Source organism: Nocardia mikamii NBRC 108933 (assembly GCF_001613505.1).
Classification (GTDB): Bacteria; Actinomycetota; Actinomycetes; order Mycobacteriales; family Mycobacteriaceae; genus Nocardia; species Nocardia mikamii.
The window spans coordinates 182,842-198,557 of record NZ_BDCM01000009.1 but is presented as its reverse complement, the minus strand read 5'-3'; the positions used below and the strand labels follow the sequence as shown (position 1 = coordinate 198,557).

The following is a 15,716-nucleotide window of genomic DNA, read 5'->3' as shown; positions in this document are numbered from 1 at the left end:
GCGTTCAGAATACGCATTCGAATATTTCGCCGGGCGAAGCGGCGCGTGGGTAACACAACAGGAAACCCAATGTATTGAGCGTAAAACTACGTTTGGACTTCACGAATGACAGTTGCCGAAAGCCCGCGCGCGAGACGGTGGGCCGGTATTCGAACCCGAGTGCTCGCGATCGCGCTGATCCCGAGCATCCTGCTGCTCGCGACCGGCGGTGTCACCATCGCCGTACTGGCCACTCGCGCGCACGCGGTCCGGGAATGGTCGAACTATCAGCAGGGCATCATCGACCCGCTCCTGCACTTCGTCGGCGCTGTCGAGGACGAACGGACCGCGAGCATGCTCGTCGCCGCCGGCGTCGCGGGCCCGGAGGCGAATGTCGCGGACCGCCGGAAAGCGCTGGACTCGGCGATGGCGGAAACCGCTGCCATCGCCTCGGGGGCGAAAAAGATCGACGCGGGCACGGCCGAGAAGTTCGGCAGCCGGATCGGTCAGCTCGTGGCGAAGCTCGCCGACGTCCGGCACCAGATCGACGCCCGCGCAACCACGTCCGAAGCCGTCGACGCCTTCTACAGTCTGCTCGTCGGCGCCACCGCCGACGGTGGCTTCGACAGCGCGGTCGGTCACTCTCCGGACAATGACACGCTCGCCGGCGATATGACGGGCAACGCCCTGATCCGCGCGGTCGATACCCACGCGCGAGCCCTCGGCTACGCGGCGGTCGCACAATCTCGCGGTGTGCTCGACGTCGGCGGTAGACGAGCTCTGGCCGAGCTGACCGGCTCCTACCGACAGCAGCTCGACACGCTGGTACCGCGGCTGGCCCCTGCCGCGCAAACCGCGTTCCGGACACTGACCGACAGTGCCGAATGGCGGCTCACCGAGGGTGCGCAGAACCAGCTCGCCGAGCGAGGCGGCCTGGACACGCCGGAGGAAGCATGGCGGTCCGCGCAGAAGTCGGTCGACGACAAGCTGGTCGCCGTGGTCGCCGACCAGTACCGCAATACCGTCGCACTGACCCAGAAGGTCGCCGACAGGACGTTGAACTGGGCGATCACCGCCGGCACCGGGCTCGTGATCGCGACCGTGCTCGCTGTTGCCGCCGCCCTCGTACTCGCCGGACGGCTCGTGCGCCGATTGCGGTCGCTGCGCTCGTCCAGCCTCGAGCTGGCCAACGACCGGCTCCCCGCGATCATCGACCGCATCCATCGAGGCGAAACAGTGGATGTGCAGGGCGAGACGACCCCCGTGGACGCCGGCGCGGACGAGATCGGCGATGTGGCCGACGCCTTCGCCGCCGCCCAGCGCACCGCCATCGACGCTGCCGTCGCCGAGGCCCGCACCCGGGACGGATTCAACCGAGTCTTTCTCGATATCGCGTTCCGCAGTCAAGCCCTGGTCCGGCGGCAGCTCGACGTGCTGGATGTGGCAGAAGCCAAACAGGACCATCCCGATCATCTCGAGCTGCTGTTCCAGCTCGATCATCTGGCGACCCGCGCTCGGCGCAATGCCGAGAATCTGCTGATTCTCGGCGACCGGCAACCCGGGCGGCAGTGGCGGCGGCCCGTGGGCCTCGAGGAGATCGTGCGCAGCGCGGCCTCGGAAACCGAGGGTTTCGCGCGGGTGACCGCCGTCCGGCTCCCCCCGGTGAACGTGCTCGGCGCCGCGGTCGCCGATCTCATCCATCTGCTCGCCGAACTGATCGACAACGCGGCCAACTTCTCCCCGCCGGAAGCGCCGATCACGGTGCACGGCAGCATCGTCGGACGGGGGGTCGTCGTCGAGATCGTCGACCGCGGGCTCGGCATGGTGTTCGAACAATTGGAGCAGGTCAATACGCTCCTCGTCGAACCACCCGAATTCCACGAGATGGCGCTGACCGGCCGGCGTCAACTCGGATTGTTCGTGGTCGGCCGCCTGGCGCGCCGGCACGGTGTCGGAGTGAGTCTGCGCGAATCGCCCTACGGCGGCGTCACCGCGATCGTGCTCGTCCCCGCGGCGGTGCTGGATCGGGTGAGCCTGGACGTCGCGCCGGCCGACCGGGCCGCTCTCGAACCGTCGCGCACACCGCTGCCGCGGCGGGTACGGCCGACCAACGGAATGCCGCCCGCGCGCCGGCATATCGGGTCCGTGGCGTCGTCCGCCGCCGAGCGACGACGAACCCCGGACGTGGCACGGGCGGCGATGACCTCCTTGCAGCGCGGAACCCGGCAAGCCCGAAGTTCCGCCGGCAACAGCTCACAGCAGAGTTTCGACGAATAGTGAACGGCCGCAACATGAACGAATACCCCTCGACCACTCCCGCCCCGGCTGGGCTGGACTGGATACTCGACAAGCTGGTATCCCGAGTTTCCGGGGCCGAAGGTGCGGTCGTCCTGTCCGCCGATGGATTGCCGATGGCCGGTTCCGGCCTCGGCCGCGACAATGTCGAACATCTGGCGGCCATCGCCTCGGCTCTGCACAGCCTGGCGCGCGGAGTCGGCTCCCATTTCGGCAAAGGCGAATTGCATCAGACGGTCATCGAACTGGAATTGGGTTTCCTGGTCGTGACCGAGGCCGGAAACGGGGCATGTCTGGCGCTGCTCGCCGATATCGAATCCGATCTCGGGCTGATCGCCTACGAAATGAACGTGATCATCGGACAGGTGCGCGAGCACCTGTCGACAGTCGCCAGAGTGCCGGAAACAGTGGCCCCGCCGTACCAGCCGTGACCCGACCACCCGACGATTCACCGATCGACGACGATCCAGGGCCGCTGGTTCGGCCCTTCGCCACGACCCGCGGGCGAACCGCGACGAACGTGCACGATCTGGATATCTTCACGCTGGTGACGGCCGTCGAGTTCGACAACGACATCGAGAACTTCGACCGCGAATACCGGCAGATTCTGTCCTTGTGCAGCGGCCCGCCGCAATCCATCGCCGAAATCGCGGCGCGCTGCGGATTGCTGGTCACGGCGGCGAAGGTCCTCGTCGGTGATCTGATCACCGCCGGATACATCGAATTCCGATCGCCACATCCGGACGTCGGACACGATCCGATATTTCTGCGGGCGGTTTTGGCCGGGTTACGGAAACTATGACCGGCTTCGGTGTCGGTTGTCCAAAACATTGGACACTTCATATCCGACCGGGGTCATACGTTCGTGGCAGCGGGCCGACGGATCCATGTCGGCGCACCGACCCGCGCCGGCGGGTTGCCAACCAACGGAGGTTGTCTTGAACGATCGGAATACCCTCAGCGGCGGGAAAGTGTCCTCGTCCCGGAAAGGGCAGCGGAGGCGAACGTCGGCACTTGCGGCGGCGATCGGCGTGGCTGTAGGGGTTTCCGTCGCTGGTGTCGTGACCCCGCCGGTGGGCGCGGCCCCGGCAGGCCCCAGCTATCTCCTGGTCGGAGGCACCGGGTCGTCGAATCTCGGGGTGCTACGCGAAACGGGCGGCCATCTGTCGGGCACCGGCCCGACAATTCCCATCGAAACCGGCACCCTCACCGTCGCCGTCACCCCGAACAATCATTACGTGTATGTGGCCCATACGATTTCGGGCACCCTGCAAGGCTTCCGAGTGAATCCGGACGGCTCGTTCGAGCCCCTCGCGGGGGCCCGGCTGGATCCGGGACAGCCGGTGGTGGGAGCCGTGGTGAGCCCCGACGGACGGTGGCTGTTCGCCACGGTCGGCTCGGTGACCAACGAGGTGCGCACGTACGCCATCGCACCCACGGGCGCACTGACGCCGGTCGCCTCGGCGACGATTCCGGGAGCCACGAGCGGCCTCTCGATCCCGACGGTCTCACCCGACGGACGATTCCTGTTCGCGCCCAGTTTCATCGGCGCCACCATGGACTCCTTCGCGATCGGCGACGACGGGCATCTGACCCCCGCCGGACCGAAGGTGCCCACGGGCGACCGGCCGGCACTGCCTTCGGTGACGCCGAACGGCAAATTCCTCTACATCACCAATGAGGGCACCAATGATGTTTCGGCATACCGTATTTCACCCACGGGTGCACTGACGCCCATCGGCCGATTCCCGACCAAGGGCACCCCGCACGGTATGGCGATCACTCCGGACGGCAAGTATCTGTATCTACCGCAGACCGCGGGCCCGGGCGTGAACGGCTTCGCCATTCTGGACAATGGTGCGCTGGCCCCGATTCCCGGGGCCGACGCACCCAGCCAACCCGGCCACTTCCCTGGGCGGGTGGTCTTGAGTCCGGATGCCGAGCGGCTCTACGTCATCGATACCCTCAGCACGGCGGGCACCGAAAAGGTGTTCACCTACCGGGTGCTGGAGAACGGGGCGCTCGAACCCACCGGGGAGCCGCCGGCCGAAACCGGGGTGGTGTTCTCCGACGGCGCCACCGGCGTATTCGTCACACCGAGCGCATAAAACTCACGAGCGATCGCGGCGGTCATTCGCCCGCACCGATGCGTAAACGGAAACTCCGACTCGTACCGACGGCGATGCCCTCACAGCAAACGCTGTGAGGGCATCGCCGCGGAGTCCGGCAGCGCGATTACTTACTTGCTCGGCGCCGGCTTGAACGGGGCGTTGATGGTCGCGAAGTACTGGATCGCGGCGCCGATCGCGACCGGAGCGGTCACGAAGATCTGGCCGGCGAGCACACCCAGGAAGCCGACCGCGGCGGCACCGGCGACACAGCCGCCGAGCGGGCCGAGGCCGAACAGGGTGGCCAGCGCACCGGTCGCGACGACACCGAGGGCAGCGCCCGCGATGCAGCCGATGGCCGCGCCACCGATACCACCGGCCAGCGTGCCGATGGTGGCGCCGGTGGAGATGGTGTCCTTCAGGCGGTTGAAGGCGGCGGTTTCACGGTCGTAGGGGGTCTTCCACGGGGCCGAGTCCTCGAAGGGCAGCGCGACCGGCTTGTAGACCGCGTGCGCCACGTCATACTGCGGGGTCAGGGTGGCGGTGTTACCGGAGATGTCGGCGGCGATCGGGAACTCGAAGTCGTCGACCCGGAAGTTCAGCGGGGTGCCGGCGAGCACGGTGCCGTTGGCGGCCTTGATCTTCAGCATGCCGTCTTCGTTGACGATCGAGCCGCCGTCGGTCTTGATGACGGCCTTGTCGTTGTCGACGACGCTGGCCTTGTAGTAGACGCTCTCGGGCGCCGCGGGAGCTGCGGGGTCGGCCGTGGCGGTACCGGCTGCGACACCGACGGCGGCAACCAGCATGGCGGCGGTTGCGGCTAATTTCCTCATCATCATTTTCTGCGGAACCTCGAGACGGAGTGGTTCAGGGACGAGGGAATGACAGTGCAAGCCAGCAAACGAACAGTGAACGCCGTGACTTCATTCATTCAGGTCCCGTTCACCACGGTCGCCGCGCTGCTACCGGCGATAGCTGAAAGCCGCTGTGCGCGTTTTGCTTTCTCTCGCGTAGCGAAATGCGGCCGAATGCGGGTCAAGCGCTGTCTGTGGCTGTTATCACAAGCGCTTTCCGCCGCCATGGCGAATTTTCCGACACGAATTTTCGCGTCGAGCATCGGTCCGGTAATCGATCGCCGGCCGCGACGAGCGCATTGCGCCGGGTTACCGGGCGAGGTTGCCGAGGATCTCGGCCGGTGGAACGCCTCGCACGCCGGTAGGCGCGGGCGGTTGCGGCCTCGTCACCTGCGCTGCCTCGGGAGTTGAGCGACAATGAGGCCATGGCCGCTCTCCACGAACCCGCGACATGGCGTCGCTGACCCGCCCCGGTTCGCGATCTCGTGAGCGCGACGAACGGCGCGATGCGGTGGAACGGCGGGTGCTCGCCGCCGTGGACCGGCTGCTGAATACCGGCGTCACATACACCGAACTGCCGGTGGCCCGAATCGCCGCTGAGGCCGACATCGCCCGCTCCACTTTTTATCGCTATTTCCCCGACAAGAGCCGGCTGCTGATCCGGATGGCCGACCTCGCGACCGACGACCAGTTTCGCACGGCCGAACTGTGGTGGGCCGCGGACCATCTCGACGGCGAGGAGGGTGTCGTCACCGCCATGCGGCTGATGATCGCGGGTACTCGCGCGCATCATCGCGTCCTGCGTGCGCTCACCGAGGTGGCGGGCTACGACCGCGATGTAGGCCGCTATTGGCAGGAGCGCGTGCAGCGCTTCACCGAACTCGTCCGCGGGCGACTGGATCGGGAGCGTGCGGCCGGCCGGATTCCCGCCGACCTGGAGGTCGAGGCCACCGCCATCGCCCTGACCTGCATGGTTGAGCGTGCCATCGATTTCACCTTCGGAGCCGGGAATCCGGTGGACGACGAACAGTTGGCCCGGGCGCTGGGGCGCGCGATCTGGCGGACGGTCTACGGCTCGTGAGTGAACTGGCCACCCATCTCGGGTCCCTGCTGGGCGTATCGGTGGTGGCCGAGCACACGGCCGGGCGCGGGCACGCCTGGACCCTGTATCGCGTCCGGCTCGCCGACGGCCGCGACGCCTTCGTCAAAAGTGCTGCGGGCGAGCCTGATTCGACCTCAGGCCATGCCTTGACCGCCGAGGCCGCCGGCCTGCGCTGGTTACGCGAGGCCGACGCCGCCGAGCTGATACCGCAGGTACTGGGTGCCGACGAGCGCACTCTGGTATTGCCGTGGTTGACCTCGGTAGCGCCCAGCCGTGCTGCGGCGGAGCAATTCGGTGCGGCACTCGCCGAGCTGCACACGCACACCGTCGAGCGGTACGGCGCGCCGTGGGCCGGCTGTATCGCGACCGTGCCGCAGGACAACGCGCTGGTTGCGGGGGAGTGGGGGCCATGGTATGCCCGGTATCGACTGCGGCCCCTCTTGCCTGCCGCCGCATCCGTGCTGGGCCGCAACGGTATTCGGCTCGTCGAGCGGGTGATCGAGGACATCGGCGCACTCGCCGGCCCGCCGGAACCGCCGTGTCGAATTCACGGGGACCTGTGGTCGGGCAATGTGCTGTGGACCGAGCGCGGCGTGACGCTCATCGATCCGGCCGCCCACGGGGGGCATCGCGAGACGGACCTGGCCATGTTGCGGCTGTTCGGCGCTCCGCATCTCGGCCACATTCTGGGGGCATACCGGGAGCGCTTCCCCCTCTCGCCCGGCGCGGAACGGCGGATCGCCCTGCATCAGCTGTATCCATTGCTGGTGCATGTCGTGCTGTTCGGTGGGGGATATCGGGAACAGGCCATCGGTGCCGCGCAAGAGGCGCTGTCCGCGGTGTGAAAGTGTCTGCGCGGCAGAGTCTCGCGTGATCGTGCCGATGTGGTCGCGCGCTTGCCGTATACGCCGAAGGGAGATTGAACATACCGATATGGACGTATGCGCATCTAGACATGTAAGAGCACTGTGTCGCACCTCTCGGTGGGCGGTCGACTCCAGCAGCGACAACAACCAGCCCCGACGGAGTAGCTACGGTCGGACAATGGAGTTGCGGAGGATTCACCACGCGGCGATCATCGCGTCGGACTATCAGCGATCGAGATCGTTCTATACCGAGGTACTCGGCCTGAGGGTGGTGGATGAGCACTACCGGGCCGAACGTCGTTCGTGGAAGCTGGATCTCGCGCTGCCGGACGGTGCCCGACTGGAGCTCTTCTCGTTTCCGGATCCGCCGGCTCGGCCGTCGCGGCCCGAGGCCTGCGGATTACGGCATCTCGCCTTCGCCGTCGAAGACGTCGCCGCCGGACTGGCGGAGCTGCGGGGGAGGGGAGTGGTTGTCGAAGAGGTTCGCGTCGACGAATTCACCGGTCGCCGTTTCGGTTTCTTCTTCGACCCGGACGACTTGCCGCTGGAGTTGTACGAGGTCTGAATCCGTTCGGAGGCTCCCGCGGCCCGGTCGGTACCGGCGGTCGGTTGCCGTACCGCGCGCGACGTAATGGCGACGGACTCAGGTAAAACAAAACGCAATGGAGATATGCGCATCTAACTATGTATCACCGACATAGCGTGCCCGACATATCCAGCCCGAACAGCCAGAACAAAGACCAGCACACGACGGCAGGAGGCCCTTTCGTAGGCCGAGTCGAGGGGTTGTCCGTCGGGTGGGGGCGGCTGCCATACGATGACCGGATGACCACAGTGTTGCTCAACACATCAGCCGGGGACATCACCCTCGAATTGGACGAGACGAAGGCGCCGCAAACGGTCGCGAACTTCGTGGACTACGTCAAGTCCGGCCACTACGACGGGACGATCTTCCACCGTGTGATTCCGGGTTTCATGGTGCAGGGCGGCGGCCTGACCGCCGATATGCAGCAGAAGCCGGCGCCCAACCGGGTGCAGAACGAGGCCAAGAACGGGCTGCGCAACGACAAGTACACCCTCGCGATGGCGCGTACGGCGGATCCGCACTCGGCCAGTGCCCAGTTCTTCATCAACACCGCCGACAACGACTTCCTGAACTACCCGGGCCAGGACGGCTGGGGTTACGCGGTCTTCGGCCGGGTCGTCGACGGTAACGCCGTCGTGGATTCGATCGAGGGGGTCCGCACGGGCTCCAAGGCCGGCCATCAGGATGTGCCGGTCGAGCCGATCACGATCGTCTCGGCTCAGCTGGTCTAACTGGCAGGGCGCGCGCCCCGCATTTTCGTCGATTCAGCGCCGCGGTGGTAGCGGTGCCGATGACGGGTGGTGCGGGGCGCCGCCATGTGGGGGTGAGGTCGTCAGACCAGGCGGTGCCCGCCTTCGACGTGCAGGACTTCGCCGGTCAGGAAGTCGTTGTCGAGGACGGCGTGGAAGGCGGCCGCGATATCGGCGGGACGGCCGACGCGGCCGGCGGGCAGCCGGGCGGCCATCGCGGTGAGGCGGGCGTGTTTGTCGGGACCGGCGAAGTCGTCCCAGATCGGGGTGTCGACCCAGCCGGGTGAGACGGCGTTGACCCGGATCGGCGCCAGCTCCAGTGCCAGCGCTCGGACCAGACCTTCGAGGGCGGCGTTGGCCGTGGCGACGACCGATCCGCCGGGGGCAGGGCGGTAGGCCGCGATTCCGGAGGTGACGGTGATGGAGTTGCGCACGCGGTCGGTCGCGTATTTGGCGACCAGCCACGGCCCGAGCACCTTGATGTCGAGGACGGTCCGTGCGTCGCGCGCGGGGAGTTCGGTGAGCGGCCCGTACCCGTGGCGCATGTCGGCGGCGGTGACGACGACGTGATCGACCGCGCCGATGGTGTCGAAAAGTGCTGCGATGGAAGCTTCTTCGGCGATGTCGACGCGTTGTGCGCGGACCTGATCGGGATATCCGAGTTGCGCTGTCGCGGCGGTGAGGCGGTCGGTGTCGCGGGCGGCGATGGTGACTCGATGTCCCGCGGGCAGGAGCCGTTCGGCCAGGGCGAGGCCCATGCCGGAGCTGCCGCCGATGACGAGGGTGTGGGTGTTGTCGGTCATGGATCCACCGTGCGATGTGGCGCGGGTCGTGGGGAGACCGGCTGTGGCCTGGTCCTGGCGGGGCTACCCCGGCGTGGCTGGGAAGCGGGCACACTGGATGAGTGAGTGATCGTCGTGCCCTGGGAGATTTCCTGCGTGCGCGCCGCGCGCGGGTGCAGCCGTCGCAGGTGGGTCTGCCGCCGGGGACGCGGCGGCGGCAGACGGCGGGCCTGCGCCGCGAGGAGGTGGCGGCGCTGGCGGGTCTGAGCGTGGACTATTACATCCGGTTGGAGCAGGGTCGCGACCGTAATCCGAGTGCGGAGGTGCTGGCGGCGCTGGCGTCGGCGTTGCTGCTGGATCCCGACGAGGCGGCACATCTGCACCGGGTGGCGCGGCTGGCCGGGGCGCGCTCGGCCGCCGCGGCCCCACCGGTGGAGGTAGCGGGGCGGGGGATGGTGTTGCTGATCGAATCGGTGCGCCCTACCCCGGCTTTCGTACTCGATCAGGTGAGCAACCTGCTGGCGGCCAACCCGGAGGGTTTGCGGCTGCTGTGGGGTATCGAGGAGTGGGAGCCGCTGCGGCGCAATCTCATCCGGTATGTGTTCACGCATCCGGCGGCGCGGACGGTGTTCGAGGATTGGACGGGGATGGCGCGCGATTGTGTGGCGCATCTGCGGGTGGTGCAGGGCGCGGGGTCACATCCGGGCGAGCTGGCGGCTCTGGCGCGTGAATTATGTGTGGCGAGTAGGGATTTCGAGACATTGTGGGCGCGTTACGACGTCCGGGCCAAACGCGGGACGCGACGGATGTTCCGGCATCCGGCGGTGGGCCGGATGGAGTTGACGTCGGAGATCCTGACCGCGGCGGACGGGCAGCGGTTCGTCGCGTTCCAGGCCGAGCCGGGCAGCCCGGATCGCGACGCGGTGACGCTGTTAGGGCTGGTGGGTGATGACGTACCAGAGCGCGGCGAGGGTGCCGAGCACGAACAGTGGTGAGATCACCCAGGTTTCGACCTTGTTGCCGGTGCGGTCGATGATCGGGATGCGGGTGCGGATGTCCAGTGGCCAGAACAGCCGGCAGCCGCGGTCGGTGAGGCAGTCGCCGAGGAGGTGGGCGAGGGCGCCGAGGCCGACGGAGAACGGCAGCCAGGAGGGTTTGTCGGAGATCCACTGGTCCATGGCGAAGGTGCCGGCGACGGCGAGGACGGCGATGGTGGCGTAGGAGCGCAGTCCTTCGCCGGGCGGGCAGAGGTTGAGGGCGCGCACGGCGAGGGCGAGCAGGAAGAAGACCAGGCCGAGGGTGAACCAGCGGCCGATCCAGTGTTCGCCGGCCCACGTGCCGTAGGCGACGGCCGCGACGAAGGCCAGCGAGTGGGTGGCGTGGCGGTGTCCGCCGGAGACGGTGGAGATGATCTTGCAGGCGGTGTGCGTGATCGGTCCGAGCGCATGCGAGATGGTGCCGCTGGGGTGGTCGGCGTCGGGGAGCAGCGCGGCGCCGGCGGTGAGGAAGGTTCCCATGAGCAGGTCGACGGTGCCGAGGTGGCCGATCTGCGCGGCGGGGAAGGTGAGAATCGAAAGTGGTAGCGCGGCAGCGGCTCCCGCCCACGCGAGCGCACCACTGGTCGCATGTGAATGTCCTAGCACCGCCTCGAGATTAGACGATCTTGGTCGGGTGACCGCAGCCGGTCAGGAGTGGGGGTGCGGGTCGAGGATGCGGTCGAGGGCGTTGAGGTCGGATTCGAGTGCGTAGAAGGTGCGCAGGGTGATGAGGAAGGCGAAGAGGCCGCCGACGCAGAGTCCGACGATGGGTCCGATGACGAGCTGCTGTTGGTCCGGAGCCAGGAATGCCAGGCCGGCGGGGACGCCGATGAGTGGGACGCAGGCGGCGACGCCGAGGTAGATGCGGCTGCGGTGCACCATGCGGCGGAGCATGGCGGCGTCGGCGGGAGTGGTGGCGCCGGCGGCGACGAGACCCGGGTAATACCAGCGCAGGACGAAGTAGGTGACGGGGAAGTAGGTGTAGACGACGGCGACGCAGGCGGCGACGAGATTGCAGGCGATGAGGCTGGTGAGGGTGCCTGTGGGCACGTCGCCGAGGTGGTGCAGTTCGATGAGGAAGACGCCCAGTGCGGCAAGCCATCCCGCGAAGGTGGTGACTGCGATGCGGTCGCCGCAGACGAGGGTGTCGGCGCGGGCGCGGGCGAGGGTGGCGTCGTCGAATTGTCTGCCGCGGCGTAATCCGTTGGGTACCACGAAGACCGAGCGGCACCAGTACATGAGGGCGGCGATGGCGACGGGGTAGGCGATGACGATCATGAGCAGGCCGAGGCGTGCCATCTGGTGGGCGGCGTCGGTGCCGAGTGCGTCGCGGATGAGGCGCAGGTTGTGGGAGCCGAGGTAGAGCCCGGCGAGTAGGTGACCGAGCAGGCTGGAGAGGGTGACCACGGGCATGGGGCGCATGCGCAGTCGGGCGCGCAGGCTGTGGGTGGGCGGATCGACGAGGTCGCGGGCGGCGCGGTCCTGGCTGAGGTCGAGTTGCTGGGCGAGTTCGGCGCCGGTGGCGTAGCGGTCGGCGGGGTCGGGTGCCAGACAGGTGAGCAGGGCGTGGCGCAGCAGGGCGGGGGTGTCGGGTGGGAGGTCGGCCTCGAAGCGGTCGGCGATGGGTGTGCGGCGCCGGTCGATCATGGCTTGCAGGGATTGTTCGCTGTCGCCGGTGTCGTGGCCGTCGTCGAAGGGGAGGCGGCCGGTGAGTAGTTCCCACAGCACGACGGCGAGGGCGTAGAGGTCGGCGCGGGTGTCGAGGTCGGCTGCGGTGGTGTCGAGGGTGGGGTGGCAGGCCTCGAGTTGTTCGGGGGCCATGTAGGGCAGGGAGCCGCCGAAGTAGGCGACGGGGTTGGCGCCGGGCAGGTGGCGGCTGAAGCTGATGTTGAAGTCGGCGAGTTTGGGCTGGCCGTCGGCGGTGAGTAGTACGTTGGCGGGTTTGAGGTCGCGGTGCAGGATGCCGCGGCGGTTGGCGTAGTCGAGGGCGGCGGCGAGGCGGCTGCCGAGCCAGGCGACGGTTTCGGGCCAGCTGAGGCGGGCGAGTTCGGATCGGGTGGGGGAGGGCTGGGGTTCGAGGACGCCGCCGGTGGTGGTGGCGGCGTCGATGGCTTCGAGCAGCAGTGTGCCGTTGCGCTGGGAGGGTGGGGTGCGGCGCAGCATGCGCAGGACGCCGAGCAGGGTGCCGCCGGGCACGTACTGCATGTACATGAGTTTGAGGCGCTGGTCGGTGATCTGGCGCTGGTCGAAGACGCGCACGATGTGGTCGTGGTCGAGTTGGGCGAGGGTTTGTGGTTCGCTGCCGCGGTCGTGGGAGATCTTGACGGCGACGAGGCGGCCCATGGAGCGTTGGCGGGCGAGGAAGACGCGGGCGAATGCGCCTTGGCCGAGGGGGAGCAGCAGGTCGAAGTCGTCGACGGTGGCGCCGGGGTTGATGGTGTCGAGTGCGTCGAGGGCGGTGGGGTCGGCGAGCATGGTGGTGCGCAGTCCGGGTGCCGAGGGGGGTAGGTCCTCGAATCCTTCGGTGATGCGGGCCATCTGGAGGGGGTAGTCCTGTTCGTATTCGCCGAGGTCGACGGCGTGGTGGTCGCGGCGGCTGCGGGCGTTGATCTCTTCGTAGACGAGGTCGGGGGGCAGCGGGGCGGCGGCGAGTTCGGGGAATTGTTCGCGGTAGTCGGCCAGGCGCGGGGCGTCGGTGTCGCGTTGCCAGCGTTCGTGCAGGTCGACCTTGATGAGTTCGATGAGCGCGGAGCGGCGCAGCGCGGGTTCGGCGGGCAGGTGGGCCGACAGGTCCGGCGGTTCGCCGGAGGTTTGCCACTGCTGGGCGAAGCGGGCGACGAGCGACGTCAGCGCGGTCTGCGTGGCGGTGGCGCGGTCGGCACCGGGGTCGGGTGCGGTCGCGCCGAGGTTGTCGGTCATCCCTCGCTCGCTTCGAATCGGTGGTACCCGGGCCCGGACCCGAGAATAGGGGAATCCTCCCATGAATTCCGGGTTACGTGCCGATGCCGTTACGTTATACGGGATTTCGGGCGTACCGCGCGGTGGTGGGAAGCCGGTCGGCGGTGATGGCGGAGTATCGCCGCGGTCGGGTCGGCGGGGTCGGTGGCCGCGGTGACCGCGGCGCGTGTGGAGTGCGGGCGGGGTGTGGCCCGGCGGTGGTGGGTTAGCTCGGATGTTGTTCGGGGGTCGGCGGATTGCGGCCGGATGCTGGCATTAGCGGATTGAAGCGAGATAGGCTCCGGGAGATTGTCGAAGGAGCCGAGCGGCCGGACCGGTCGCTCTCGTCGAAAGGGGTCCGCCGTGTCGGTGCCGGCCGCGGTGAAATCCGAGATCCAGACCATCGGGGGCGCGTTCATGTTCTCCCGCGAGGCCAAGGCCTTCGGTGCCACCACCGGTGTGGACGGCTTCATCGGACCCTATACGCGGGGCCGGGGCGGGGTGCTCGGCGAGGTGGACGCCGATGTGGTGACCGCGGCGTTCGGGTTCTTCGAGCCGGAAACCGTTCGGGCAGCGTGGGATTCGGTGGCGATGGCGCCGGCAGAGGCCGCGGCGGGCTATCTCGCCGCGTGCCAGGGTTTCGGCCGCCGCAAACTGGCCGGATTCGACGGCTCGGACCGGTTGGCGGATTTGCTGCAGGTGGTGGTCGATGCCGCCGATGTCGCGGGGGTGAGCCTGTTCGCGGGCTGGCGGGCGTTGCCGCCGGCCGACGATGCCGCGGGCCGGGTGTTGCAGTTGATCCATTGTCTGCGTGAGTTGCGCGGCGGCCTGCATCTGATCGCGGTGCGGGCCAGTGGGTTGTCGCCGTTCGAGGCGGTGTTGATCGGCGGTTCGCCGCGGTCGGACGGGCCCACCCAGGCGCGGCTGTTCGGGTGGGGTGAGCGGGTCGACGCCACCGAGGTGAGTGCCGCGATGCGCGAACGCTGGAATGCGGCCGAGGCTCTGACCGACGAGCTGATCGCCCCGGCTTTCGCGGTGCTGGACGAGACCGCGGGCAAGGAGCTGGTCGAGCTGTTGCGCGGGGCCTACGCCACGGTCTTCACGCGGTAGTCGCCGCCGGCTGTCCGCCATACTGACGTAAGCTGTTGGTATGGCGGAGACGAAGAAGGTGACGATCTCGGTCCCCAAGGATGATGTGTCGACCTTGGAGCGCTGGAAGGCGTCGGGGCGGATCGACAATCTGTCCGCCTATGTGTCGGCCGCGCTGCGGGATCGGATGGATCGCGATATCTCGCTGGATGCCATCGAGTCCAGTTTCGGTGGGGTGCCGCCGCTCGAGTTGGTGAATCAGGCCCGGCGTGTGCAGGGCTTGCCGCCGCTGTCGGCGGAGGATCTGGATCGGCGAAGCGCCGGCGCCGCGTGAGCCCGGCCGCACTGGGCGGCGTGGTGTTCGACACCGCCGCCGTGGTGGGCTGGACGCGGCGGCTGCCGTATGTGCACGCGGTGGCATGGGCCACGGCCGAAGCCGGTCATACCATCGTGGTCCCCGCGGCGGTGGCCGCGGCCGGGCAGGCGCTGATCCGGCCGGATCGGCTCGATATTCTCGCCGTGTTGCTGGAGCTGCCGCACACCGTGGTGACCGGACTGGACACCGGCGCGGCCTCCCGGGTCGCGGCGCTGCTGGCCGGGCGCTCGGATGCCGATGGTCTGGTGGCCGCCGGACACGCCGCCAGTGAGGCGGTCTCTCGCAATTGGCCGTGTTTGACCGCTCGGCCGGATATGTTGCGACGCATCGACCATCAGGTGCTGGTCGATCCGCTGCCCTGACCGACCGCGGCCGCGGCTGCCGTGCGACGACGAGGAGAGGACCGCGACCATGTCAACGGCCCTGAGCCCCCGGATTTCCCGGCTGCGCCAGTTGATCGACCATCCCGCCACCGGCGCTGCCGAACGCGATGCCGCCCAGCGGATGCTCGACCGCATCCTGGCCAAGCATCCGCAGTCGGCGGGGCCTCGTGGTGATCGGGACTACGGTCCCCGCTATCACCGGGTGGGCCGGCATGCCACGCTGGCGAGCATCGCCGAGATGATCAGTCAGGACATCGCTTTCGCGAAGATCTTCAGCATGCCGCAGCATCGTGCGGAGCTGGCCGAACGGTCGCCGATCCGCGATGCTCCCATCGAGATCTCCTATTCGGTCGCGACGCCGTACGTCGGCAAGATCATCGTCACCATCGAGGGCGTGCCGCGGGAGTGGGGCTGGGTCAGCGACTGCGGTATCGACAATCCCAGCCCGGCGCTGCAGGAGCTGGTGGACGAGCTGGCCGAGATCATGAACGCCTACAACCACGACGGCAGTGACATCGGCAAACGCTTCTTCGCCTGTGTGCGGGTACCCGAGCGGACTCTGATCTGGTGATC

17 protein-coding genes are annotated in these 15,716 nt (G+C 68.0%); 13 read left to right on the top strand and 4 right to left on the bottom strand.

The annotated features are described in order from the left end of the window. The first annotated feature begins 105 nt into the window (after positions 1–105). From NMI01S_RS12455 to NMI01S_RS12440, 4 genes are all read left to right on the top strand, one after another. On the top strand, positions 106–2,256 hold the full coding sequence (locus NMI01S_RS12455; protein WP_084512885.1) for a sensor histidine kinase: 2,151 nt from the start codon (positions 106–108) through the stop codon (positions 2,254–2,256). Positions 2,257–2,270: 14 nt separating this feature from the next. Next, the gene (locus NMI01S_RS12450; RefSeq protein WP_062997031.1) at positions 2,271–2,705 is read left to right on the top strand and encodes a roadblock/LC7 domain-containing protein; all 435 of its coding nucleotides are present in this window, start codon (positions 2,271–2,273) and stop codon (positions 2,703–2,705) included. Next, positions 2,702–3,076: a DUF742 domain-containing protein gene (locus NMI01S_RS12445; RefSeq protein WP_062996725.1), complete on the top strand. Its 375-nt coding sequence runs from the start codon at positions 2,702–2,704 to the stop codon at positions 3,074–3,076. Before NMI01S_RS12450 ends, NMI01S_RS12445 begins: the two co-directional genes overlap by 4 nt. Positions 3,077–3,335: 259 nt before the next feature. Then, entirely contained in the window at positions 3,336–4,382 is a 1,047-nt protein-coding gene (locus tag NMI01S_RS12440; protein WP_062996723.1) for a lactonase family protein, read from the top strand. Between the two features lie 131 nt (positions 4,383–4,513). Here the strand turns inward: NMI01S_RS12440 and NMI01S_RS12435 are convergent, their stop codons facing one another. Continuing rightward, entirely contained in the window at positions 4,514–5,221 is a 708-nt protein-coding gene (locus tag NMI01S_RS12435; RefSeq protein ID WP_062996721.1) for a DUF8020 domain-containing protein, read from the bottom strand. 466 nt (positions 5,222–5,687) lie between these two features. Between NMI01S_RS12435 and NMI01S_RS12430 the strand changes: the two genes are divergently transcribed. The 4 genes from NMI01S_RS12430 to NMI01S_RS12415 all read left to right on the top strand — a co-directional run bounded on the left by NMI01S_RS12430 (position 5,688) and on the right by NMI01S_RS12415 (position 8,521). Then, positions 5,688–6,317, top strand: a complete 630-nt coding sequence (locus NMI01S_RS12430; protein WP_062996719.1) for a TetR/AcrR family transcriptional regulator — start codon at positions 5,688–5,690, stop codon at positions 6,315–6,317. Next, on the top strand, positions 6,314–7,183 hold the full coding sequence (locus NMI01S_RS12425; RefSeq protein ID WP_084512883.1) for a fructosamine kinase family protein: 870 nt from the start codon (positions 6,314–6,316) through the stop codon (positions 7,181–7,183). Before NMI01S_RS12430 ends, NMI01S_RS12425 begins: the two co-directional genes overlap by 4 nt. Before the next feature lie 199 nt (positions 7,184–7,382). Next, entirely contained in the window at positions 7,383–7,769 is a 387-nt protein-coding gene (gene gloA2 / locus NMI01S_RS12420; RefSeq protein ID WP_062996717.1) for an SMU1112c/YaeR family gloxylase I-like metalloprotein, read from the top strand. A 260-nt stretch (positions 7,770–8,029) separates the two neighbouring features. After that, positions 8,030–8,521: a peptidylprolyl isomerase gene (locus NMI01S_RS12415; protein WP_062996715.1), complete on the top strand. Its 492-nt coding sequence runs from the start codon at positions 8,030–8,032 to the stop codon at positions 8,519–8,521. 101 nt (positions 8,522–8,622) lie between these two features. Here NMI01S_RS12415 and NMI01S_RS12410 read toward each other — a convergent pair whose 3' ends face one another. Beyond that, positions 8,623–9,342 (bottom strand): SDR family oxidoreductase, encoded by a 720-nt coding sequence (locus tag NMI01S_RS12410; protein ID WP_062996714.1) that lies wholly within the window; start codon positions 9,340–9,342, stop codon positions 8,623–8,625. Between the two features lie 101 nt (positions 9,343–9,443). Between NMI01S_RS12410 and NMI01S_RS12405 the strand changes: the two genes are divergently transcribed. Then, a complete protein-coding gene (locus NMI01S_RS12405) occupies positions 9,444–10,316 on the top strand; it encodes a helix-turn-helix domain-containing protein (protein ID WP_062996712.1) in 873 nt (290 codons plus the stop codon). Here NMI01S_RS12405 and NMI01S_RS12400 read toward each other — a convergent pair. Together NMI01S_RS12400 and NMI01S_RS36260 are read right to left on the bottom strand one after the other, a co-directional pair. Then, positions 10,254–10,964 carry a metal-dependent hydrolase gene (locus tag NMI01S_RS12400; protein ID WP_062996710.1) on the bottom strand — a complete coding sequence of 237 codons (711 nt, stop codon included), beginning with the start codon at positions 10,962–10,964 and terminating at the stop codon, positions 10,254–10,256. The two genes, NMI01S_RS12405 and NMI01S_RS12400, sit on opposite strands and share 63 nt — an antisense overlap. 42 nt (positions 10,965–11,006) lie before the next feature. Then, positions 11,007–13,277 (bottom strand): serine/threonine-protein kinase, encoded by a 2,271-nt coding sequence (locus tag NMI01S_RS36260; RefSeq protein WP_062996708.1) that lies wholly within the window; start codon positions 13,275–13,277, stop codon positions 11,007–11,009. 381 nt (positions 13,278–13,658) lie between these two features. Between NMI01S_RS36260 and NMI01S_RS12390 the strand changes: the two genes are divergently transcribed. The 4 genes from NMI01S_RS12390 to NMI01S_RS12375 are packed head-to-tail and all read left to right on the top strand — an operon-like array spanning position 13,659 to position 15,714. After that, complete coding sequence (locus NMI01S_RS12390) at positions 13,659–14,405, top strand: SCO6745 family protein (RefSeq protein WP_062996706.1); 747 nt, start codon at positions 13,659–13,661, stop codon at positions 14,403–14,405. Between the two features lie 40 nt (positions 14,406–14,445). Then, positions 14,446–14,718: a hypothetical protein gene (locus tag NMI01S_RS12385; RefSeq protein WP_030516981.1), complete on the top strand. Its 273-nt coding sequence runs from the start codon at positions 14,446–14,448 to the stop codon at positions 14,716–14,718. Then, a complete protein-coding gene (locus NMI01S_RS12380; protein WP_036508401.1) occupies positions 14,715–15,122 on the top strand; it encodes a hypothetical protein in 408 nt (135 codons plus the stop codon). The genes NMI01S_RS12385 and NMI01S_RS12380 overlap by 4 nt, the downstream gene beginning before the upstream one ends. 49 nt (positions 15,123–15,171) lie before the next feature. Then, on the top strand, positions 15,172–15,714 hold the full coding sequence (locus tag NMI01S_RS12375) for a hypothetical protein (RefSeq protein ID WP_062996704.1): 543 nt from the start codon (positions 15,172–15,174) through the stop codon (positions 15,712–15,714). Positions 15,715–15,716: the final 2 nt, after the last annotated feature.